General features: G+C 61.8%; 19 protein-coding genes. 13 read left to right on the top strand and 6 right to left on the bottom strand.

The window, feature by feature from the left end; genetic code table 11:
* Nucleotides 1-48: 48 nt before the first annotated feature.
* The 3 genes from guaB to RM533_RS01640 all read left to right on the top strand — a co-directional run bounded on the left by guaB (nt 49) and on the right by RM533_RS01640 (nt 3,400).
* Nucleotides 49-1,527, top strand: a complete 1,479-nt coding sequence (guaB, locus tag RM533_RS01630; protein WP_311339438.1) for an IMP dehydrogenase — start codon at nt 49-51, stop codon at nt 1,525-1,527.
* Between the two features lie 12 nt (nt 1,528-1,539).
* On the top strand, nt 1,540-2,823 hold the full coding sequence (locus RM533_RS01635; protein WP_311339439.1) for an RsmB/NOP family class I SAM-dependent RNA methyltransferase: 1,284 nt from the start codon (nt 1,540-1,542) through the stop codon (nt 2,821-2,823).
* 61 nt (nt 2,824-2,884) lie between these two features.
* Entirely contained in the window at nt 2,885-3,400 is a 516-nt protein-coding gene (locus tag RM533_RS01640) for a hypothetical protein (RefSeq protein ID WP_311339440.1), read from the top strand.
* On the opposite strand, the gene RM533_RS01645 is transcribed toward RM533_RS01640, so the two are convergent.
* Nucleotides 3,393-3,887 carry an RNA pyrophosphohydrolase gene (locus RM533_RS01645; RefSeq protein ID WP_311339441.1) on the bottom strand — a complete coding sequence of 165 codons (495 nt, stop codon included), beginning with the start codon at nt 3,885-3,887 and terminating at the stop codon, nt 3,393-3,395. The genes RM533_RS01640 and RM533_RS01645 overlap by 8 nt on opposite strands.
* Before the next feature lie 222 nt (nt 3,888-4,109).
* Between RM533_RS01645 and RM533_RS01650 the strand changes: the two genes are divergently transcribed.
* From RM533_RS01650 to RM533_RS01665, 4 genes are all read left to right on the top strand, one after another.
* A complete protein-coding gene (locus RM533_RS01650; RefSeq protein ID WP_311339442.1) occupies nt 4,110-6,038 on the top strand; it encodes a 2-oxoacid:acceptor oxidoreductase subunit alpha in 1,929 nt (642 codons plus the stop codon).
* Nucleotides 6,035-6,376, top strand: a complete 342-nt coding sequence (locus RM533_RS01655) for a hypothetical protein (protein WP_311339443.1) — start codon at nt 6,035-6,037, stop codon at nt 6,374-6,376. Before RM533_RS01650 ends, RM533_RS01655 begins: the two co-directional genes overlap by 4 nt.
* An 11-nt stretch (nt 6,377-6,387) precedes the next feature.
* Nucleotides 6,388-7,422, top strand: a complete 1,035-nt coding sequence (locus RM533_RS01660; RefSeq protein WP_311339444.1) for a 2-oxoacid:ferredoxin oxidoreductase subunit beta — start codon at nt 6,388-6,390, stop codon at nt 7,420-7,422.
* 98 nt (nt 7,423-7,520) lie between these two features.
* On the top strand, nt 7,521-8,147 hold the full coding sequence (locus RM533_RS01665) for an EF-hand domain-containing protein (RefSeq protein ID WP_311339445.1): 627 nt from the start codon (nt 7,521-7,523) through the stop codon (nt 8,145-8,147).
* A gap of 36 nt (nt 8,148-8,183) precedes the next feature.
* Here RM533_RS01665 and RM533_RS01670 read toward each other — a convergent pair whose 3' ends face one another.
* Nucleotides 8,184-8,924: a phosphatase PAP2 family protein gene (locus RM533_RS01670; RefSeq protein WP_311339446.1), complete on the bottom strand. Its 741-nt coding sequence runs from the start codon at nt 8,922-8,924 to the stop codon at nt 8,184-8,186.
* A gap of 89 nt (nt 8,925-9,013) precedes the next feature.
* Here RM533_RS01670 and RM533_RS01675 point away from each other — a divergent pair, with 89 nt between their 5' ends.
* Together RM533_RS01675 and RM533_RS01680 are read left to right on the top strand one after the other, a co-directional pair.
* Complete coding sequence (locus RM533_RS01675; protein ID WP_311339447.1) at nt 9,014-10,405, top strand: cryptochrome/photolyase family protein; 1,392 nt, start codon at nt 9,014-9,016, stop codon at nt 10,403-10,405.
* An 88-nt stretch (nt 10,406-10,493) separates the two neighbouring features.
* Entirely contained in the window at nt 10,494-11,756 is a 1,263-nt protein-coding gene (locus RM533_RS01680) for a cyclopropane-fatty-acyl-phospholipid synthase family protein (RefSeq protein WP_311339448.1), read from the top strand.
* A 14-nt stretch (nt 11,757-11,770) separates the two neighbouring features.
* Here RM533_RS01680 and RM533_RS01685 read toward each other — a convergent pair whose 3' ends face one another.
* Both RM533_RS01685 and purF read right to left on the bottom strand, forming a co-directional pair.
* Entirely contained in the window at nt 11,771-12,487 is a 717-nt protein-coding gene (locus tag RM533_RS01685) for an SDR family NAD(P)-dependent oxidoreductase (RefSeq protein WP_311339449.1), read from the bottom strand.
* The gene (gene purF / locus RM533_RS01690; protein ID WP_311339450.1) at nt 12,487-13,968 is read right to left on the bottom strand and encodes an amidophosphoribosyltransferase; all 1,482 of its coding nucleotides are present in this window, start codon (nt 13,966-13,968) and stop codon (nt 12,487-12,489) included. The genes RM533_RS01685 and purF overlap by 1 nt, the downstream gene beginning before the upstream one ends.
* Nucleotides 13,969-14,214: 246 nt before the next feature.
* On the opposite strand from purF, the gene RM533_RS01695 reads away from it, so the two are divergent.
* From RM533_RS01695 to dnaE, 4 genes are all read left to right on the top strand, one after another.
* A complete protein-coding gene (locus tag RM533_RS01695) occupies nt 14,215-15,456 on the top strand; it encodes a lipoprotein-releasing ABC transporter permease subunit (RefSeq protein WP_311339451.1) in 1,242 nt (413 codons plus the stop codon).
* The gene (locus tag RM533_RS01700; protein ID WP_311339452.1) at nt 15,449-16,174 is read left to right on the top strand and encodes an ABC transporter ATP-binding protein; all 726 of its coding nucleotides are present in this window, start codon (nt 15,449-15,451) and stop codon (nt 16,172-16,174) included. Before RM533_RS01695 ends, RM533_RS01700 begins: the two co-directional genes overlap by 8 nt.
* 91 nt (nt 16,175-16,265) lie before the next feature.
* Nucleotides 16,266-16,550, top strand: coding sequence for a hypothetical protein (locus RM533_RS01705; RefSeq protein WP_311339453.1), 285 nt, complete (start codon nt 16,266-16,268; stop codon nt 16,548-16,550).
* A gap of 136 nt (nt 16,551-16,686) precedes the next feature.
* A complete protein-coding gene (gene dnaE / locus RM533_RS01710) occupies nt 16,687-20,157 on the top strand; it encodes a DNA polymerase III subunit alpha (protein ID WP_311339454.1) in 3,471 nt (1,156 codons plus the stop codon).
* 6 nt (nt 20,158-20,163) lie between these two features.
* Here dnaE and RM533_RS01715 read toward each other — a convergent pair whose 3' ends face one another.
* Nucleotides 20,164-20,799, bottom strand: a complete 636-nt coding sequence (locus tag RM533_RS01715; protein WP_311339455.1) for an ATP-binding cassette domain-containing protein — start codon at nt 20,797-20,799, stop codon at nt 20,164-20,166.
* Complete coding sequence (gene modB / locus RM533_RS01720; protein WP_311339456.1) at nt 20,789-21,484, bottom strand: molybdate ABC transporter permease subunit; 696 nt, start codon at nt 21,482-21,484, stop codon at nt 20,789-20,791. Before modB ends, RM533_RS01715 begins: the two co-directional genes overlap by 11 nt.
* Nucleotide 21,485: the final 1 nt, after the last annotated feature.

Raw genomic sequence — 21,485 nt, forward strand, 5'->3', positions numbered from 1 at the left:
ACTTCTCGTCCGTCAAAACCCGCATTGTTGAGAAAGCGTTTTCTTCACGTGGCAAATCGCAGTTCCATAACCGACATTCCTCTTGGCCTGACCTTTGACGATGTGCTGCTGCAACCGGCGGCATCGGACATCGTCCCGTCGCAGGCCGACACCCGCACCCGGATCACACGAGACATCGTGCTCCACATCCCGGTGCTGTCGAGCGCGATGGATACGGTTACCGAATCGCAGATGGCCATTGTCATGGCGCAGATGGGCGGCATGGGGGTGCTGCACCGCAATCTGACGCTTGATGAACAATGCGCCGCCGTCCGGCAGGTGAAGCGGTTCGAAAGCGGCATGGTCGTCAACCCCATCACCATTGCGCCTGATGCAACGCTTGGCGAAGCCCGAGCGCTGATGGAGCAGAACCGCATATCGGGCATCCCGGTGGTGGAGGCTTCGGGTCGGCTCGTCGGCATTCTGACCAACCGCGATGTGCGCTTTGCCGACCGTGACGGCCAGCCGGTCCGCGAATTGATGACAGCGGACGATCTGGCCACGGTACGCGCCGATATCGGCCAGGAAGAAGCCCGGCGGCTGCTGCACCAGCGTCGCATTGAAAAGCTGCTGGTGGTCGACAAGGATTACCGCTGCGTCGGGCTTATCACGGTAAAAGACATCGAAAAAGCAGTGACTTTCCCCGATTCCACCAAGGACAAGGCGGGCCGGCTGCGCGTGGCGGCGGCAACCACCGTGGGCGACAACGGCTTTGCCCGCAGCGAAGCGCTGATCGATGCCGAAGTGGATGTTGTCGTGATCGACACGGCGCACGGCCATAACCGCGATGTCGCCCGCGCGGTCGAACGGGTAAAGAAACTTTCCGGCAATGTGCAGGTGGTGGCCGGCAATATCGCGACGGCAGCGGCGGCCCGGGCATTGATCGACGCGGGCGCGGACGGGATCAAGGTCGGCATCGGCCCAGGCTCCATCTGCACGACCCGCATCGTCGCCGGCATCGGCGTGCCCCAGCTGACCGCAGTGATGGATGCTGCCGAAGAAGCGGACAAGGCCGGCGTGCCGGTCATCGCCGATGGCGGGCTGCGCACGTCGGGCGATGCGGCAAAGGCGCTGGCGGCGGGTGCCTCCACCATCATGGTCGGCTCCATGCTCGCCGGCACCGAGGAAGCACCGGGCGACACGTTCCTGTACCAGGGGCGGGCGTATAAAAGCTATCGCGGGATGGGCAGCGTCGGCGCGATGGCGCGCGGCAGCGCCGATCGTTATTTCCAGCAGGACATCAAGGATTCCATGAAGCTGGTGCCCGAAGGGATTGAGGGGCAGGTTCCCTACAAGGGGCCGGCCAAGGATGTCATCCACCAGCTGGTCGGCGGGATCAAGGCGGCCATGGGCTACACCGGCTGCGCCACGATTGACGAACTGCGCCGCGATGCGCGGTTCATCCGCATCACCAATGCCGGTCTTCGCGAAAGTCATGTCCACGACGTGACGATCACCCGCGAAGCTCCCAATTACCCGACGCGCTGAGGAGCAGGCGGCATGACTCCTCCAGCCCGGGTGCAGGCCGCGATCGGCATTCTCGACAGCATCATTGCGGCAGCGCGTGGCAATGGCGCGCCGGCGGACCGGATCCTTGCCGAATGGGCGCGGGCGAACCGTTATGCAGGATCGGGCGACCGGCGCGCCATTCGCGATCTGGTCTATGATGGCATCCGCTGCTGTGGCGAAGTGCCGGTGTCGGGCCGTGCCGCAATGCTGGCCCTGGCCAAGGCGCGACCGGAGCTGCGTGACCTGTTCGACGGGAGCCGGCATGCTCCTGCTCCGATCGAAAGCGGTGAGCCTGTCGCCAACATCGATACAGCACCGCGCTGGCTGCGCGAAGAGCTGCAGGCCAGTGGGCTCGACCGGGAGGAGCAGGATGCACTCACCGGACGTGCGCCGCTCGATCTGCGGGTCAATGTTCTGAAAGCATCGCGCGACACGCTGGTCCTGCCGGTGCCGGCTGAACCGACCGCAGCGCCCGACGGCTTACGCCTGTCCGGCGGACAGCGCGTCGAGGAATGGCCGCAATGGCAGGCTGGCGAGATCGAGGTGCAGGACACCGGCAGTCAGCTTGCCTGTGTGGCAGCCCGGGCGGAGCCAGGCATGATGGTGGTGGACCTTTGTGCCGGGGCGGGCGGCAAGACGCTGGCGCTGGGCGCTGCAATGGCCAATGAGGGGCGCATCATCGCCTGCGACACGTCGCGCATGCGGTTGGGTCGGCTGCCGTCGCGGGCAGATCGCGCCGGTGTGACCATCGCGGAAAGCCGGCTGCTGAACCCGTTGCAGGAGCGTGATCATTTTCACGACATCCTCGGCGGCAACCCTGCGGAAGCCGACAGCGCGGATCCACCTGTCGCGGCGGGAGATGGCGCAGTGGCGGGCCGGCCCGTTTCGGACGGGGCATTGATGGGCAGGCTGGGCACCGCCGATCTCGTGCTGGTCGATGCACCGTGCAGTGGTACCGGCACCTGGCGGCGCAATCCCGAAGCGCGGTGGCGCGTGACCCCTGCCATTCTGAAGGAGCATGCCGCCTTGCAGGCCCGATTGCTCGATCTCGCGGCCGAACTGGTCAGGCCCGGCGGGCAGGTGAGTTACGTCGTGTGTTCGCTGCTGGACATCGAAGGCGCGGATCAGGCCGCCGCATTTCTGGAGCGGCATCCGCAATTTGCCAGCGCAGTGCCGCAGCTTCCGCTTGGCAGGGCACGCGGGACGGGAATACGTCTCACGCCCGCCCACGATCAGACGGACGGCTTTTTCATCGCGAATTTTCGCCGCACATGATATTGCCTGCCTTCATGAAAGTGCAAACTGGCGTCCGGGTTCTGCCGTGAAGGATTATGTGATGCGATACACCCCGCTTGCGCTTGCTATCTGCATGTTCGTCGCTGTGGGGGCAAGCACGTCCATCGGGCGCGCGGATGCACCGGCCGATCCGCGTGTCGAACGCCTGCTGACCGATGGCCGTGCCACGCTGGCGCAGGGCGATGTTGCCGCCGCTGTCGACCGGTTCGAGGCAGCTCTCGCCCTCGCGCCGGGTTATGCCGTCACCTATATCGACCTTGCCGCCACTGCACGCGCCAACGGGCTTCAGGGGCGTGCCATTCGTTATTATCGTCAGGCCCTGATGCTGGACCCGGCCAATCTCGATGCACTGGCGGGCGAGGGTGCTGCACTGGCCGAGAAAGGCGCACTGGCCAAGGCGGAGCAGAACCTAGTGACGTTGCGCTCCTTGTGCGGAGCCGATTGCGCAGAGGCAGGCGCACTTGCAGCCGCGATCGCCCTTGGCCCTGTCAACAATGTCCAATCCGCACAAGTGGGCGATATGGATACGCTTGACGACGCGGTAAAGGTCAATTGAAGCTGCGCAATTGTTCGCCAAACGTCTTCAGCACCGCCCGGTAGATCGGCTGCTTGAAAGGGATGATCAGATCGGGCAGCACTTGTGGATCGACCCAGCGATAGGCGCCGAATTCAGGCGGATCATGCGCTTCAAGGTCGATATCTGCATCCGTCCCGGTAAAGCGGATAAAAAACCAGCTCTGCCGCTGCCCGACATACCGTCCGCCCCACAGTCTGCCCTGAAGTTCGGGCGGCAGGTCGTAGAACAGCTCTTCCTCTGCGACCGCCACGATACCGGCCTTGTCAGCTGTGATGCCGGTCTCTTCCCACAATTCGCGCATGGCGGCGGCGGCGCGGTCTTCGCCCTCATCGATTCCGCCCTGGGGCATCTGCCACCAGTCGCCTTCCTTGGCATCAAGACGCCTGCCGACAAAGACGCGCCCTGCATCGTTGACAATCATGAGCCCTGCGCAGGGCCGGTATTGCGCCGGATCGGGGTCGTTCATGATTCGCTCTTTCTGCATTCGGCATCCCTTTCCAAGAGATGTGCGGTGAAGCAGGCCTGCCACATGCTTGCAAAGTTTTTCTAATTTGATGCGGCCGCATCATGAAGCTACACAGGAAAAGGCATTGCCGTTTGCGACGCTGTCGTCATTGCCGATCGCTCTCTTGTTGATGGGAGAGTATGCCGCGCAGCAAGATTTGCCGTGGTCGAAAAGGGGTTAGCCATGGGTGTTGAAGTACCAGTTGCCGCGTCTCCCGAAGCAGTGGTCGTCCGTTTTGCTGGCGATAGCGGCGATGGGATGCAGCTTACCGGCGGGCAGTTTACCCTGTCGACGGCGCTGGCCGGCAACGACCTTGCAACCTTTCCCGATTTTCCTGCGGAAATTCGCGCTCCGCAAGGCACGCTGTTCGGCGTGTCGGCCTTTCAGATCAATTTTGGCTCCACCGACATCGATACAGCTGGCGACGCGCCTGACGTGCTGGTGGCGATGAACCCGGCGGCGTTGAAAGTGAACGTTGCGGCATTGAAGCCGGGTGGACTGATCATTGCTGACACGGGTGAGTTTTCGCAGCGCAATCTCGACAAGGCGAAATATGACGTCAATCCGATTGACGATGGCTCGCTGGCGAAATGGGATGTGTTGGCCTTTGACATTTCCGCCCTCACGCTGGAGGCGGTCAAGCCCTTTGGTCTCGGCAACAAGGAAGCGCTGCGCTGCAAGAACATGTGGACACTGGGGCTGGCGCTCTGGATGTTCGACCGTCCGCGCGGGCCGATCCATGACTGGCTGAGACAGAAGTTCAGGAAGGCGCCGGAGCTTGCCGACGCCAACATTGCCGCACTGGACGCAGGGCACGCTTATGGCGAGACGGCGGAGATTTCCGGCCCGCTCAAGCAATATCAGGTGGCACCGGTTGAAAGCGAGCCGGGGCTGTACCGCACCATCACGGGCGCCGAAAGCATTTCGCTGGGCCTTGTCGCAGGGGCGCAACTGGCCAGTCTGCCGCTGTTTTTCGGCGGATATCCCATCACGCCGGCCTCGGCGATCCTGCACCATCTGGCACGGCTTAAAGAATTCAACGTCGTCACCTTCCAGGCCGAGGATGAGATTGCCGCCATCTGTGCCGCCATCGGTGCAAGCTATGCAGGACAGCTTGGCGTTACCAGCTCGTCAGGCCCGGGCATCGCCTTGAAGGGTGAGGCGATGGGCCTTGCCGTCATGACCGAACTGCCGCTCGTGATCGTCAATTCGCAGCGGGGTGGTCCGTCCACTGGCCTGCCGACGAAGACCGAACAGTCCGACCTTTATCAAGCCATTTACGGCCGCAACGGCGATGCGCCCTTGCCGGTGATTGCCGCGCGCAGCCCGGCCGATGCTTTTGATTGCGCGATAGAGGCATGCCGGCTTGCTGTGGATTACATGACCCCGGTAATGCTGTTGACCGACGGGTACATCGCCAATGCGGCCGAACCGTGGAAAGTGCCTGATCCGGCTGGTTTCGAACCGTTCCCGGCCCGGTTCCTTACTGCACCCAACAATGGTGAGGAAGTGTTGCCCTACAAGCGCGATGAAAAGGGTGCGCGGCCCTGGATCCGCCCCGGCACGCCCGGTCTGATGCATCGCATCGGCGGGATCGAGAAGGCGCAGGGCACGGGGCACATCGAATATTCGCCCGCCAATCATCAGGCGATGACCGACGCACGCAAGAACAAGATCGATGGCATTGCTGATGCCATTCCCGACCAGGAGGTATGTCTTGGCAACACGCGCGGCAGGCTGGCCGTGGTCGGCTGGGGTTCGACCTATGGCCCCATTCACCAGGCGGTGCGGCGGGCGCGCAAGCAAGGGCTTGATGTTTCGCACATTCATGTCCGTCATGTCTGGCCGCTGCCGCGCAATCTGGGCGATCTGCTGCATGGGTTCGACAATGTGCTGGTCCCTGAAATGAACACCGGGCAGTTCAAGACCGTGTTGCGCGACCAGTTCCTCATCGATGCGGAGCCGTTGACGAAAACGAGCGGTCAGCCTTTTGCCATTGCGGAACTCGAGATAGCAATCGGGCGGTATTTCGATGGAATTGCCGGCAATGAAGGCGGGCAGGTGGACGTGAACAAGGTCCAGTTGCCCAGCCCGAAAGCGGCAAACCCGTGAGTGTGACACGCAAGGTGAAGGGTGAACGCGGGAGTTGGTTCGCCACGCTCGAGGAAGATAAACTGCCATGCGTTCACAAACACTGGGTGAAGAAGCTTGCATATCTGGATCCTGGATATGAAGCTGATCCCGAGAAATGGGACAAATTTGTCGCTGCGATTTCTGAGAAAAAGAGGGTTGTTCTTACTACCGACGAAGTTTCAGAACCATCGGATGGTGAAGGGAAAAGAAGCTTCAAGCGTACCGGCTATGTTGCTGTGTGGGAGGTCGACAATGTCGCGGCTGGCAAGGACGGTTTCTCCTTTGACTTTGTTTCACGTATTTGCGATCTCGCCTGAGGAACAGCACGATGAACGACATGACGCCCGTAACCACGACGCTCAAGGATTGGGAAACCGATCAGGAAGTCCGCTGGTGCCCCGGTTGTGGTGATTACGCGATCCTGAAAGCGGTGCAGCGCACGCTGCCGCAGATCGGTGCCAATCCTGCCAACACCGTGTTCATCTCCGGCATCGGCTGTTCCAGCCGGTTTCCATATTACGTCGAAAGCTATGGCTTTCACACGATCCACGGGCGTGCGCCTGCCGTTGCCACCGGCGTCAAGCTGGCCAATCCCGATCTCGATGTGTGGCTGGTTACCGGCGACGGCGATGGCTTGTCGATCGGCGGCAACCACATGATGCATGTGCTGCGCCGCAATGTGAACATGCAGATCATGCTGTTCAACAATGAGATTTACGGCCTTACCAAAGGGCAATATTCCCCGACCAGCAGGCCCGGCACCACATCGCCTTCAACACCGGCGGGATCGGTCGAAAACCCGGCCTCGCCCTGTGCCTTCGCCCTGGGATCGGGCGCGCGGTTCGTCGCTCGCGGCTACGATATTTCCAAGGAACTGCCCGACGTGCTGAAAGCCGCCCATGCGCACAAGGGCGCCGCTTTCATCGAGATTTTTCAGAATTGCATTGTCTACAACAAGGACGTGTTCGACGATTTCACGCAGAAGAAGACCGCTGCGGAAAGTCAGCTGTGGCTGACCGATGGCGCACCCATGCTGTTTGCAAAGGGTGCCAAGGGTCTGGCGCTGGATACAAGAACGCTGGCGCTCAAGGTCGTGGAGGTCGTCGATGGCGATTGGCAGACAGCCGGCGTGCTGGTGCATGACGTCACGAACCGCACGCTTGCCCACATGCTGGTAGAATTGCCGTTCGGGCCGTTCCCGATGCCGCTTGGCGTGATCTTCGACAGCCCTGCACCCGTTTACGAAGAACTTGTCCATGCGCGCAACGCCAAGGATGCAGAAGGCAAATCGACCGATTTTGCAGCGCTGTTGCGCAAGGGGCAGACCTGGACTGTCTCCGGCACTGCGCAGGATCCTGTCTGAGGGCATTTGAATGAATTTGTGAACAAAACCCGCTGCATGACGTTGAAATACACGAAAGGCCGGTTTCGTGTCGGCTTGTTATTGCAAGGGGATTGTTCATGAAAACCGTTTTTCCTGCGCTCGCCACGGCTTCGCTGCTGGCTCTGGGTCTATCTGCATGCGCTGACGAAACGCCCGATGAGGTTGTGGAAACGGATGTTGTGCCGCAAGTTACGCTGCCCACCGATGTCGGTCCGCGCACCGATGTGGTGCTCAATCCCGATCAGCAGGCCGCGCTTGGCCGGATCGATACGGATGCGGTGAACACCGAATATGGTGAACTGCGCGCGCAGATCGCCCGCGAGATGCCGAGCGCGCCCGATATCGCTGCAAACCAGGGTGCTTCGAACACCACGTCAACGACGGACGCGAACAGCAGCGCCGGCGCGAACTCGTCTGGCGGATCGACCAGCGGCACGACCGCGACCCCGTCCATGCCTTCGCGCGCCAATATGGATTTCGCCTATCTCGACCGCAATGACGACGGCAAGCTGTCGGTCGCAGAATATGCGATCTGGGCCGTCGGCGTCGACCCCAACGAGCCAAAGCCCAATGACAACACCAAGCCGTTCCTGACGCAGGATCAGATCAACGAGGCGGGCCAGACATTTTTCTACTATGACAAGGACGGCACGACCTATTTGTCACAGGCCGAGTTTCAGCAGGCCCGCAACCGGGAATCCTGAGCAGCAGCAATACAGCCGCCCCGCCGGCAGGCGCTTCTACCCTGCCGGCGGCAAGGTTCTGGCAGTAGGGGCGGTCAATCGCTGCACGGGCCGGTGCAGCACGGCTACGCACACGAACGCCCATCCCGCGCCGGCCATCCAGCCTGCTGCCACGTCGCTGGGATAATGGACGCCAAGCCAAACTCTGCTCATTGCAATAGCCGCACTGACGATGAAGGCACAGGCTATCAGCATGTTTCGCACCTGTCGGCGCGTGCTGATCGCTGCAAACAGCAGTGCGAGGGTAATATAAACGACCGCGCCATTGAAGCTGTGACCGCTCGGAAAGCTGGCGCCACTTGCTTCTGCAAGATGGGGGACGATCTGCGGCCTTGCCCGATCGAACGCCAGTTTCGCGCCGGTGTTCACCAGCCAGCCTGACGCCACCGTGATCGCCAGCATCAGAGCCGGTGCGCGTCTGCCCAGAAACAACAGCGCCACCACGCCGGCGCCGGCTGCCCAATTGCGCAAAGTCACACCGCCCAGGGCGGAAATATCGCGCACCATCTCCTGCACCCACCCAGGGCCCGCTGGCAACAATGCGTCGCCATGCCGCCAGAACAGCAAGCCGGCTTTGTCGAACCCAGCCGTTTGCCCGTGCGCGATTAGCATGGCCAAAGCCACGAAGCCAACGAGGAAAGTGGCAGCAAAAGCGAGCGCGTGCTCGGGTGAAAGCCACAACATCTGTTTGCCGTCGCCATGCGTCGGGACTGCTGTGGCATCGTCAGTGGAATGCATGTGCCGGAACCTGCCCCCTTGCTATGCGGTTTGTTGTCAAGACATGTGCCTATCAGCACATGTGCCTTGTGCCGACAGGAGAATGATCGATGCCTACGCCGCAAATCGTCTGGCTGCGCCGGGACCTGCGGCTTGCCGATCAGCCTGCCTTTGCCGCTGCGGCTGCGGCCGGGCCAGTTATCCCGGTCTATGTGCTTGATGATGCCGGTGCCGGGAGCCGCCAGCTTGGCGGAGCATCGCGTTGGTGGCTGCATCACAGCCTTGCTGCACTCGAGGTACAATTGCAAAAGCAGGGCATGCGGCTCATCCTGCGGCGTGGGAAGGCTGCAGAGGAGCTTGTCCGGCTGGCTGATGAGACTGGTGCCGGTGCCATCCACGCGATCCGTCATTACGAACCATGGTGGAAAAACGCAGAGGAAGAACTGTCAGGGCAGCTCGAGCTGTGCTTGCAGGATGGCAATTATCTGCTGCCGCCAGGATCGGTGAGGACCGGGGCCGGCAAACTTTACAGGATCTACACACCTTTTGCCCGTGCGGCGATGCAGATGTTGCCACAACGCGATCCCATCGAAGCGCCGCCACTGACTTCGCCGCAAAACTGGCCGCAAAGCGACCGTTTGACAGACTGGCACCTGCTGCCGTCCAAACCCGACTGGGCTGCGGGTTTTGCAGCCGAATGGACAGCGGGGGAAGATGCAGCACATGCTCAGCTCGATGCCTTCGTGCAGCATGTCGCAAGCTATGATGATCAGCGCAACTTGCCCGCAATTGACGGCACCTCGCGTCTTTCCCCGCATCTTCATTGGGGCGAGATTTCACCGACGCAAGTCTGGAAAGCGCTTGAAGGGCGCGATGGAACGGGAGTTCAGACGTACAGGAGCGAATTGCTGTGGCGCGATTTTGCGCAGAACGTCATCTGCCAGTTTCGCGATTACGACCACGAAAGCTATCGCGACCGCTTCAAGCAGTTCCCTTGGCGCCAGATAGAGCAGGACAGCGCGGCAGCAGCGGATCTTCGGGCGTGGCAGGAGGGTCGCACCGGATACCCCATCGTGGATGCCGGCATGCGGCAATTGTGGCAGATCGGCTGGATGCATAACCGGGTGCGGATGATCACGGCAAGCTTTCTCATCAAACATCTGCTGATCGACTGGACGATCGGGGAACGCTGGTTCTGGGATACGCTGGTGGACGCTGATTTTGGTAACAACTCGGTCAATTGGCAATGGGTGGCCGGCACCGGCGTTGATACCAGCCTGTTCACCCGCATCATGGCGCCCCTGTCCCAATCGGACAAATTCGATGCCGGCGAGTATATCCGACAATGGGTTCCTGAACTTGCCGACCTTCCGGACGAGCAGATCCACGACCCTGATGGCAAGTGCCGCCCGTCTGCATATCCGGACAGGCGCATCCCCCATCGCGAGGCCCGCGAACGCGCATTGGCTGCCTATCGTACGATGAGGGAAAAGGCAGGCTAGCCAGGACGGCACTACAACAGCCGTCGCGATTGCCTCGCATTGCGCAGAGCAGTTGCAGGTCGGCGCAGTGGTTGTCATAGAAAAAGCCATGAATGTCCCTCACTTGCGCGGCACGCACCTGACAGGTGCCGGCCATGGATTGCAGAACGGCACTGGTTTGCTTGCCCGCCTTGTTGCCGGCGGCGTGGAACAGGTGCTGCGCCGCATTGACGCTGGTCTTGCGACAGGCTCCATCGAGGCGGAGTTCCCCGATGGCAGCATCCATGTACTGGGCGGGCGGGCACCCGGGTTTGCAGCACGGATCATCATGCGGGACTGGCGCGCATTGTTGCGGCTGGCTTCCGGCGGGTCGGTCGGCTGGTACAATGCTTGGGAGGCTGGCGAGTGGGAAAGCCCCGATCCGGTCACCATCTTTGCGCTGTTCATGGCCAATGCCGAAAGCCTGGGTGCGGCAGCTCGGGCAAAGGGTCCCTGGCGCATTGCTTCCCGCCTCCTGCACAGGCTGCGGCGCAACACGCGCACAGGCGCTGCGCAGAACATTGCGGCGCATTACGACCTTGGCAATGATTTCTATGCCAGCTGGCTTGATCCCACGTTGAGCTATTCAAGCGGCATGTTCTCTTCCGGAGCCACAACGCTGCAGGACGCGCAACTGGCCAAGATCGATGCCCTGGCTGTGCGGCTGGCGCTTGATCCAGGCGCATGTGTGCTGGAAATCGGGTGTGGATGGGGCTATCTGGCGCGGCGGCTTGCGACGGCTCACGGTGCCAATGTGACAGCGATAAGCCTGTCCGAAGAACAGCTTGCGCACGCGCGACATGCAGGAGCAGCCGACGATCGCGCGGTCCGTTTCGTGCACTGCGATTACCGCGACGCGGCAGGAAATTACGATGCCATCGTCAGCGTGGAAATGGTGGAGGCGCTTGGCCGGGAAAACTGGCCGGTGTTCATGGACCGGATCGCCTGCACGCTGAAGCCGGGCGGGCGCGCAGCGTTGCAGTTCATATCGATCGCGGATGCTATTTTCGAACGCTATGCCGATAGCGCCGATTTCATCCAGACCTATATCTTTCCAGGTGGCCTGCTGATCCGAACCAGCGAATTTCGTGCGCTTGCGCGCCAGCATGGTCTGTCATGGCAGGACCAGACAGACTTTGGCCAGGATTATGCGGAAACCCTGCTATTATGGCGCAGGAACTTCGACACGGCAGTGGAAGAGGGGCGGATCGCGGCAGGTTTTGACCGGAAGTTCATCGACCTGTGGCGTTATTACCTGATGTACTGCGAGGGCGGTTTTCGCGGCGGCGGCATAGATGTGCATCAAGTGACGCTGGTCAAGCCGGTGGCTTGACCGCGCCTGCAGGATCAATCCACGCGCATCCGGTGATTGTTGGCAAAATCGCTTGCCAGCAGGTCGGCAATCTGGACTGCCACCTGCTGCGGCGGTTTGACGCTGTTCGGGTCTTCACCGGGATAAGCGCGAGCCCGCATTCTTGTGCGCGTGGCGGCCGGATCTACTATTGCCACCCTGATGTCGGTCACGCGGCCGTTTTCCTGCGCGTAACAGTCAAGCAGCATGTCAAATGCCGCCTTCGTCGATCCATAAGCCCCCCAGAAGGGGCGCGCATCGGCGCCCACGCTGCTGGTCAGTCCCACGATGCGTGGATTGGCAGACTGCTTCAATTGCGGATGAAACGCTGCCAGCAGGGTCTGCGTGGCGAGCACGTTTACGGTCATCGCCCGGCTGAACTCGCGCGGATCGATGTCCTGAACCGAGGATAGCTGGGGCAGGACGGCTGCGTTGATCACCAGCATGTCAAGCGCAGGCCAGCGCCCAGCAAGCGCGGTAGCGAGCCGGGCAACCGCATCAGGCTCTGCAAGGTCGAACGGCGCGATCGTGGCGCTGCCGCCTGTCGTGTGGATCTCGTCTTCCACCTGTTCGAGAGCAGCGCTGTCTCGCGCGGTCAGCACCACATGCGCGCCTCTGCCAGCAAGTTCGAGCGCAGTGGCCGCGCCAATGCCGCGCGATGCGCCGGTAACCAGCGCAAGCTGGCCCTCAAATGCGCCCTTTGCCTGTGTCATCAGGCGACCTTCCCGATCGGCAGCGACAGTTCCCCCTGTCCAGTGCGTTCGGCAAGATCGGTAAGACGGGTGGGGTATTCGCCTGTAAAACAGGCGTCGCAGTAATTAAGGCACTCTGGATCGCGTTTTTCCTCGCCGACGGCGCGGTAAAGCCCATCGATCGAGACAAAGGCGAGGCTGTCGGCCTGGATGAATTCGCGCATTGCTTCCACCTGCAGCCGCGCTGCCAGGAGCTTGGATCGTTCAGGAGTGTCGACGCCGTAGAAGCAGCTGTGCGTGGTGGGCGGGCTGGCGATGCGCATGTGCACTTCGGCGGCGCCGGCGTCGCGCATCATCTGCACGATCTTCAGACTGGTCGTGCCGCGTACGATGCTGTCGTCGATGAGCACGATCCGCTTGCCTTCGACAAGGGCCCGATTGGCATTGTGCTTGCGGCTCACGCTGGAAGTGCGCGCACCATCCGAGGGCTGTATGAAGGTGCGGCCAACATAGTGTGACCGGATGATGCCAAGCTCGAACGGAAGGCCCGATTGCTGGGCATAGCCAATGGCAGCCGGTACGCCCGAATCGGGCACGGGCACGACGATATCGACGTCGGCCGGCGCCTCGAGGGCGAGCTGTGCGCCGATCTCCTTGCGAACCGAGTAGATGGAGCGCCCGCCTGAAATCGAATCGGGCCGGCTGAAATATACATGCTCGAAAATGCAGGGGCGGGCCTGCGGCTTGCCAAAGGGGCGATGGCTGGTGATCTTGCCGTCAAGATCGACCTCGATGAGTTCGCCTGCCTCCACTTCGCGATCAAAACGTGCGCCGATGATGTCGAGTGCGACCGTCTCGCTCGCAAAAACGACTGCGTTGTCCAGCCGACCCATGATCAGCGGGCGAATGCCAAGCGGGTCGCGGCAGGCGATCATGCGCTTTGGCGTCATGCAGACCAGCGCGTAGGCCCCTTCGACAAGGCGCAATGCATCCACGAACCGGTCGAGCAAAGTAGGATACCGGCTGGTTGCGACCAGATGCACGATGACTTCTGTGTCGGAAGTGGACTGGAAGATCGCGCCCTTGCTGACAAGTTCGTGCCGCAGGTGCAAGGCATTGGAAATGTTACCGTTGTGCGCAATGGCAAAGCCGCCTGCGGCAAGCTCCGCGTAGAGCGGCTGGATGTTACGCAAGCCTGCTCCGCCAGTGGTGGAATAGCGGACATGGCCAATCGCGACGGAACCTGGCAGTTCGGCAATGGCATCACCTGCTGAAAAGTTCTCGGCCACGTGGCCGATGCCGCGCCGCACGTGGAACTCTGCCCCATCGTAGCTGACGATGCCGGCTGCTTCCTGTCCACGGTGCTGCAATGCGTGGAGGCCAAGAGCAGCGACCGCTGCTGCATCGCGTGCGCCCACCACTCCGAAAACGCCGCACTCCTCATGCAGCGAATCGCTCTCATCATCACCGAAAGGGTGCAAATTATCTGAAACCTGGGTCATTCAAGAACCGTTCCCGCGTGCTGCCGCGTGTGAGCAAGGTGTCTCGCCAGTGGCCGCCCTGCCATTGCCGCGTCTGCATTGCCGCCAAAGACCCGTGATTACAACCGTCATGTGGCGTGGCGGGCGGCACTTGCCAGCTTGCGGGCACGCGCCTACTTGACTGCCGGTGATAGCAGCCTCCACCTTTCCTTGCTCCGCCGTCATCTGTCCGGCCCTGTCAGCACGCCCTGAACGGGTGCAGCAGGCGTGATCCTCACTCCATTTGAATGGATGATCGCCAAGCGATACATGCTGCCCGGCAAGGGCGAGCGGTTTATTGCGCTGGTTGCAGGGATCAGCCTTGCCGCCGTGATGCTGGGTGTTGCCGCGCTGGTCATCGTCATGAGCGTGATGAACGGGTTCCGCGCCGAACTCGTGGACAAGATCGTCGGGCTCAACGGCCATGCCATCATTCAGGCCTATGGTGGCAGGCTTGATAATTGGCAGGAGGTGGTGAAGGATGTGCGCGCAACACCGGGCGTGACGCGTGCATCCCCATTGATCGAGCAGCCGTTGCTCGCAACCTTCAACGGCCGGGTAGAAGCGGTGCTGGTGCGCGGCAATCAGCCTGAGGATATCGCCCGGCTTGCCGACAAGAAACTGATGGGCAATCTGGCCGCGCTGCAACCCGGCGCGTCGCAGGTGGCGATCGGCGCCCGGCTGGCGCAGACCCTGGGTGCGCGGATCGGAGACACCATCACCATCATCAATCCGCAGGGGCGCAGCACGCCGTTCGGCACGGTCCCGCGTGAGATCGGTTACGAGATTGCGGCAGTTTTCGAAATCGGCATCTATGATTATGACAACGCTTTTGTCGTCATGCCGCTGGAAGATGCGCAGACGCTGCTGCTGACAGGCGATTCCATCGGCACCATCGAGGTGCTTACCAGCGATCCTGACACTGTGGGCGAAACGCTGGCACCGGTAACACAGCGTCTGGCGGGCCGGGCGATCGTATCGGACTGGCGGACGATCAACGCATCCCTGTTCGAAGCGCTGGCGGTGGAACGAGTGGCGATGTTCGTCGTGCTGTCGATCATCGTGCTGGTCGCGGTGTTCAACATCCTGTCCTCGCTCATCATGCTGGTGCGGGCCAAGACGCGGGACATTGCCATTTTGCGCACGATGGGCGCGACGCGGCGTTCGATCACCAAGATATTTGTCACCGCCGGGTTTCTGATTGGCGCGATGGGAACAATTGCCGGGCTGATCCTGGGCTTTGTCGCGCTGGAGTTCCGGCAGTCGGTGGTCGGCGTGGTCGAGCTTTTCACTGGCGAGCAATTGTGGGACCCGTCGATTCGCTTTCTTACCGAGCTGCCCGCGCGCACCGATCCGGCGGAGGTCACCACCATCGCGGCCATGGCGCTGGTGTTGTCGTTCCTGGCGACGCTTTACCCAGCCTTGAAAGCGGCCAATACCGATCCGGTGCAGGTGCTGCGCTATGAATGATGCGGCCGTTTCTACTCTCGAAGGAACTGCGGCCGCAGGGGTCACCCCAGTGGTCCGGCTGCGCAAGCTGGCGCGCAGTTTCACGCAAGGCGGGGTTACCATCGATGTGCTGCGCGGCATCGACCTTGACGTCATGCCCGGGCAGATTGTTGCGCTGCTCGGTCCTTCGGGATCAGGCAAATCGACCATGCTGCAGGCAATCGGCCTGCTCGAAGGGGGTTTTGAAGGCAGCATCGAGATTGCGGGCGCCCACGCCACCGCGCTTGGCGCCAATGCCCGGACAATTTTGCGGCGCGATCATCTTGGCTTTGTCTACCAGTTCCACCATTTGCTGCCTGATTTCGATGCACAGGAAAATGTGATTCTGCCCCAATTGGTGGCTGGCAGATCACGGGCCGACGCCTTGTCGCGGGCAGCAGAACTGCTTCAGGCACTGGGCCTGGGCGAGCGGCTGGGTCATCGGCCAAGCCAGCTTTCCGGTGGCGAGCAGCAACGCGTGGCAGTGGCGCGGGCGCTTGCCAATCGCCCGGACCTGGTGCTGGCGGATGAGCCGACCGGCAATCTGGATGAAGCAACGGCGGACCGTGTGCTCGACGAGTTCCTGCGGCTCGTGCGCGGGCAGGGCAGCGCCGCGATTGTGGCGACGCACAACCAACGGCTCGCGCGTCGCATGGACAGGGTTGTGCGGCTGCAGGATGGCTTGCTGAAGCAAGGCTGATCGCTGCTGCTTCGGCCGCATCCGGAACTGCAATTATCGGTCGGGCGTTTACCCGACGAACATGGTACAAGATGACAAAAGGAGTTCGCCCGTGAGCCATTCCCCCACCACTTTCCATGGCGAACCGGCTTCGGGCGGTGGCATCGACTGGGGTGACCATGCATCGATTCACCGGCGCCCCAATGGCAACAAGAGCAATCTCTTGCGCGGCTTTAACGTAATGCGCGAAGGGACATTTGCGGAAATGATCCGTTTCGTGTCGCTGCTGCCTGATGATGATCGACAGCATCTGGTCATCCAGAAGGCTGGCGATCGTGTTTTCGAGCTTCCCGAGATCCTGTCGTTGTCGCGGCGAGACGATTTTCCTGCCGCCTGATCGCTGCGGCAACTGCCGTTTCGCTGGTGTCTGACCTGTCGCTGCAGTCATGATGCGGCAGACTTGGCGACAAAAATGCGGGGGTGAAATCCTTCGCCTACTCCCAAGGCGGCGCAAGGTTTGCTAAGGGGCGGGAATGTCTTTTGCTCCCTTTGTCCCCTTGCGCGTGTTTTCCAGCTACACCTTGCTGGAAGGCGCGATCGAGCCCAAGAAAATTGCCGGGCTTGCCAAGGAGCGCGGCTTTCCGGCAATAGCGATTTGCGACCGCAACGGGCTTTATGGCGCGGTTGCCTTCGCCTCTGCCTGCGTCGCGGCGGGTGTTCAGCCGATCATCGGCGCCTTTCTTGCCGTTCAGCGGCCGGAGCGCGAGGCAATCGACTGGATCGCAGTTTATGCGCAGGACGAGACCGGGTGGGACAATCTGTGCCATCTCGTCAGCCGCGCCCACCTTGACCGGCCACTGCATCTCGACCCGCATGTCACCTTCGCCATGCTCGAAGGGCACACCGATGGTTTGATCTGCCTGACAGGCGCGGGTGAGGGGGCGCTGGCGAGGTTGCTTGCTGAAGGTCAGCACCATGAGGCGCTTGCCTGCTGTGATGCACTGCAGCGGCTGTTTCCCGACCGGCTGTATGTGGAAATTGCCCGCAGTGGCGCTCCTCTTGAAGCCGCCGCGGAAGAGGCGCTGATCGCGCTTGCTTACGAACGCGACCTGCCGTTGGTCGCGACCAATCCGGCCTTCTTTGCCGAAGCGGATTTCCACGAAGCGCACGATGCCATGCTGTGCATCGCCAATGCGACGCATGTCGATGTCGAGGACCGCCCGCGTGCACCGCGTGATGCGTGGGTGAAGGACGCCGCCGCGATGCAGGCGTTGTTTGCTGACCTGCCCGAAGGATTGGCAAACACATTGGTGGTAGCCCAGCGCACCGCAGTGCTGCCGCCCGATCGCAAACCGATCCTGCCCAGTCTGGCAGGCGATGTCGAAGGTGAGGCGCGCCTCCTTGCCAGCGACGCGCGTGCCGGGCTCGAGCGGCGGCTGGCGCAATATGACACCCTCTCTGACGAGGAGCGGCAAGCCTACCAGGAGCGCCTCCAGTTCGAGACAGAAGTCATCACCGGCATGGGCTTTGCCGGGTACTTCCTGATCGTGGCCGATTTCATCAAATGGGCGAAGGAAAACGGCATTCCCGTGGGTCCGGGGCGCGGGTCGGGCGCGGGCAGCGTCGTTGCATGGGCGCTGACCATCACGGATCTTGACCCGCTGCGCCTTGGCCTGTTGTTCGAGCGGTTCCTCAACCCCGAACGCGTGTCGATGCCCGACTTCGACATCGACTTTTGCGAAACGCGTCGCGGCGAGGTCATCCGCTACGTGCAGGACAAATACGGGCACGATCATGTCGCGCAGATCATCACGTTCGGCAAGATGAAGGCGCGCGCCGTGCTGCGCGATTGCGGCCGCATCCTGCAGATGAGCTACGGCCATGTCGATCGGTTGTGCAAGCTGGTGCCCAACCACCCCACAGACCCATGGACGCTCCACCGCACGCTTAACGGCATCGCCGATTTTTCCGGCGAATACCGCCGCGATCCGCAGGTCAGGCGGCTGATCGACCTTGCCATGCAGCTTGAGGGCCTGCCGCGCAACAGCTCCACCCATGCCGCAGGTGTGGTCATTGGTGATCGGCCGCTGAGCGAGCTGGTCCCGCTTTACCGCGACCCGCGTTCCGACATGCCGGTCACGCAATTCGACATGAAGCATGTCGAGACCAGCGGTCTGATAAAGTTCGACTTTCTTGGTTTGAAAACGCTGTCGGTGCTGCGCAAGGCGCTCGACCTGCTGGCGCAGCGCGGGATCACGCTCAATCTTGATACGCTGCCCTGGGACGATGAAGCGGTTTTCACCCTGCTTCAGTCGGGCAGCACGGTGGGTGTGTTCCAGCTCGAATCCGAAGGCATGCGGCGTACGCTGGCAGCGGTGCGGCCTACGCGCTTCGAAGACATAATTGCGCTGGTCTCACTGTACCGGCCCGGCCCCATGGACAACATCCCGCTGTTCGGGCGTCGGAAGAATGGTGCCGAGGCGATTGAATATCCGCATGACAAGCTGAAGACGGTGCTTGCCGAAACCTATGGCATCTTCGTCTATCAGGAACAGGTGATGCAGGCAGCGCAGATCCTGGCTGGCTATTCGCTGGGCGATGCCGACCTGCTGCGTCGCGCCATGGGCAAGAAGGTGCAGTCCGAGATGGATGCGCAGCGCCAGCGGTTCGTCGACGGGTGCAAGGTGGTGTCGGACATCGAGGCCAGCAAGGCGAACGAATTGTTCGACCTGATCGACAAGTTTGCCGGCTATGGTTTCAACAAAAGCCATGCCGCCGCCTATGCCTTGCTTGCCTATCAGACAGCCTGGCTCAAGGCGCATTATCCGCACGAGTTTTATGCCGCGTCGATGTGCTTCGACATGCACCAATCCGAGAAACTCTCGATCTTTGTCGATGACATGCGCCGCGCCGAAGTGGCGCTGGCTGCGCCTGACATCAATGCTTCGCACGCGGAATTCACCGTGGAGCCGACACCCGACGGCCACCAGGTCCGCTATGCACTGGCCGGCATTCGCAATGTCAGTGAAAAAGCCATGGAAGCCGTCGTCGAAGAGCGGATCCTGCGCGGACGATTTACCGATCTTGCCAATCTTTTTCGACGTTTGCCGGCAGGGTCGATGAACCGGCGGCAACTCGAAGGATTGGCAGGGGCAGGCGCGCTCGACAGTCTTGAGGACAACCGTGCAAAAATTGTCGCCAACGCCGATCTGCTGCTGGCAGTCGCCGACACCGCTGCCCGGGAGAAAGGCAGCGGGCAGGCGGGCCTGTTCGCAAGCGAAGAAGTCGATGCACAGCACTTGCGGCTTGTCGACGCTCCCCGGTGGCCGCGGGCCGAGCAAATGGCGCAGGAGCGGGAAACATTCGGCTTCTATTTTGCTGCCCATCCCATTGAACAATGGCGCGCGGTGGCCAGTGCCAATGGTGCGCGCACCCATGCCAGCCTTGTCGGAGCGGATGCACGCAACGCAGCTGACCGCAGCAGAGCAGTCATGGCCGCCATGATCGAAAGCGCAGGCCGGCGTCGTACCAAGCGGGGGCGCGAATACATGATGCTCGAATTTTCGGATCAGACCGGCATGTTCAGTGCCAGCTGTTTTGAAGAAGACCTGATTGAACCGCTGCACAGATGGGCATCGGCCGGAGAGTGCCTGCTGCTCAACGTGGAGCTTGACCGGCCCAACCCGGAAGAACCCGCGCGCGTGACTCTGCGCGGCGCCCGCCCGATTGCAGAGGTAAAAGGCACGGCGCGCATGGTGCTGCGCATGGCGATTGCCAGCAAGGACGCACTGGCGAAGCTGGCGGCTGTGCTGCCGCGCGGCAATGGAGCCAATGGCGAGGTGCTGGTCACGCTGCACCTCGCTGAGGGCAGGGAAGCCATGATGCGGCTGGGGCGGGACTTTGCGCTTGATGGTGATCTGGTCGATGCCGTTGCCGCAATCGACGGCGTGTCGGCCGTGACGCTCGACGCGACGGTTGTGCGAGACCTGCGGCTTGTCGCCTAGCGGGCCTTAGCGCGCTGGCGGCTCCATCGTGATAATCGTGCTGGTTAAACGGGCAAGCTCGGCTGCTTCATGGCTGACGTAGATGATCGGAATGGCAAGATCATCGCGGATTCGCTGAACAACGGTAAGGATTTCCTCGCGTCGGGTCTGGTCGACCGAGGCAAGCGGCTCATCGAGCAGCAGGAAACGCGGGGCGCTCAGCAAGGCGCGTCCGATCGCCACCCGCTTCATTTCTCCCCCTGAAAGGTTGGCAGGCCATCGCTCCAGAAGATGTGCCAGCCCCAGCAGTTCGATGACTGCATCGCGGGTGATCCACCGGTCCTGAGGCGGGTGGAGCGCTTCGCCAAAAACGAGATTGGCACCGACGCGCCGATGCAGGAACAGCCGATTGTCCTGGAAAACATAGCCGCAGCGGCGCTTTTCAGGCGCCAGATCGATGCCGGAATCGCTGTCGAACAGGGTAAGGCCGGCGATGACGATCCGCCCTTGTTCGGGCTTTTGCAAACCGGCAATGCAATTGAGCACGGTGGTTTTGCCAACACCCGACGGGCCCGACAGCGCGATCAGCCGATCATGCGAGCGGCAGGTTGCTGCAATGGCAGTGCTCCCGATGCGATGCCTGATGTCAATGTCAAAGGACATGAAGGTTGCGCGCGCCCGAACGACGAATAAGGACCTCGCTGGCAAGCAGCGCAGCAAGCGAAAGCAGCACGCTGATGACAGCAAGTCTGGCGACGGCTCCTTCCATGCCGGGAACCTGCAACCCGCTGTAGATAGCCAGCGGCAAGGTGCGCGTCTCGCCTGGAATGCTGGAGGCAAAGGTAATCGTGGCGCCAAATTCACCCAGGGATCGCGCAAAGCCCAGCACCGCGCCTGCCAGGATACCCGGCAGGGACAGCGGCAGCGTGATGGTGGCAAATGCCCGCCAGGGGCCGCAACCCAAGGTGCGCGCTGCACCGACAAGACGTCGGTCGACATTCTCGATGGAAATCCGGATTGCCCGCACCATCAAAGGCAGAGCCATTACCGCAGCGGCCAATGCCGCGCCGGCAAAGCGGAACACGAGCGTAATGCCAAAGGTCTCCTTCAGCCACGCTCCGGCGAAGCCCTGCGGCCCCAGCATGATCAGCAGCAGCCAGCCGGTAACGACTGGCGGCAGCACCAGCGGCAGGTGCACCACTGCGTCAAGCAGCAACCTTCCGGCAAAGCGCCGGGCAAGCAGCCAGGCAAGTAGATATGCCAGCGGCAGGCACAGGCCGATCGCCGTCAGGCTAACCTGGACGGACAGCAGGATGACCTCCCATTCGGCTGCGGACAGGGCAATCATC

This window comes from Croceicoccus esteveae, assembly GCF_031846435.1.
Taxonomy (GTDB): Bacteria; Pseudomonadota; Alphaproteobacteria; order Sphingomonadales; family Sphingomonadaceae; genus Croceicoccus; species Croceicoccus esteveae.

What these genes read in the sequence shown, in the direction of transcription:
- RM533_RS01635 (WP_311339439.1), top strand. Translation starts at nt 1,540, where the DNA reads ATGACTCCTCCAGCCCGGGTGCAGGCCGCGATCGGCATTCTCGACAGC.
- RM533_RS01640 (WP_311339440.1), top strand. Translation starts at nt 2,885, where the DNA reads ATGCGATACACCCCGCTTGCGCTTGCTATCTGCATGTTCGTCGCTGTG.
- RM533_RS01645 (WP_311339441.1), bottom strand. Translation starts at nt 3,887, where the DNA reads ATGAACGACCCCGATCCGGCGCAATACCGGCCCTGCGCAGGGCTCATG.
- RM533_RS01650 (WP_311339442.1), top strand. Translation starts at nt 4,110, where the DNA reads ATGGGTGTTGAAGTACCAGTTGCCGCGTCTCCCGAAGCAGTGGTCGTC.
- RM533_RS01660 (WP_311339444.1), top strand. Translation starts at nt 6,388, where the DNA reads ATGAACGACATGACGCCCGTAACCACGACGCTCAAGGATTGGGAAACC.
- RM533_RS01665 (WP_311339445.1), top strand. Translation starts at nt 7,521, where the DNA reads ATGAAAACCGTTTTTCCTGCGCTCGCCACGGCTTCGCTGCTGGCTCTG.
- RM533_RS01670 (WP_311339446.1), bottom strand. Translation starts at nt 8,924, where the DNA reads ATGCATTCCACTGACGATGCCACAGCAGTCCCGACGCATGGCGACGGC.
- RM533_RS01675 (WP_311339447.1), top strand. Translation starts at nt 9,014, where the DNA reads ATGCCTACGCCGCAAATCGTCTGGCTGCGCCGGGACCTGCGGCTTGCC.
- RM533_RS01680 (WP_311339448.1), top strand. Translation starts at nt 10,494, where the DNA reads ATGAATGTCCCTCACTTGCGCGGCACGCACCTGACAGGTGCCGGCCAT.
- RM533_RS01685 (WP_311339449.1), bottom strand. Translation starts at nt 12,487, where the DNA reads ATGACACAGGCAAAGGGCGCATTTGAGGGCCAGCTTGCGCTGGTTACC.
- purF (WP_311339450.1), bottom strand. Translation starts at nt 13,968, where the DNA reads ATGACCCAGGTTTCAGATAATTTGCACCCTTTCGGTGATGATGAGAGC.
- RM533_RS01700 (WP_311339452.1), top strand. Translation starts at nt 15,449, where the DNA reads ATGAATGATGCGGCCGTTTCTACTCTCGAAGGAACTGCGGCCGCAGGG.
- dnaE (WP_311339454.1), top strand. Translation starts at nt 16,687, where the DNA reads ATGTCTTTTGCTCCCTTTGTCCCCTTGCGCGTGTTTTCCAGCTACACC.
- RM533_RS01715 (WP_311339455.1), bottom strand. Translation starts at nt 20,799, where the DNA reads ATGTCCTTTGACATTGACATCAGGCATCGCATCGGGAGCACTGCCATT.
- modB (WP_311339456.1), bottom strand. Translation starts at nt 21,484, where the DNA reads ATGATTGCCCTGTCCGCAGCCGAATGGGAGGTCATCCTGCTGTCCGTC.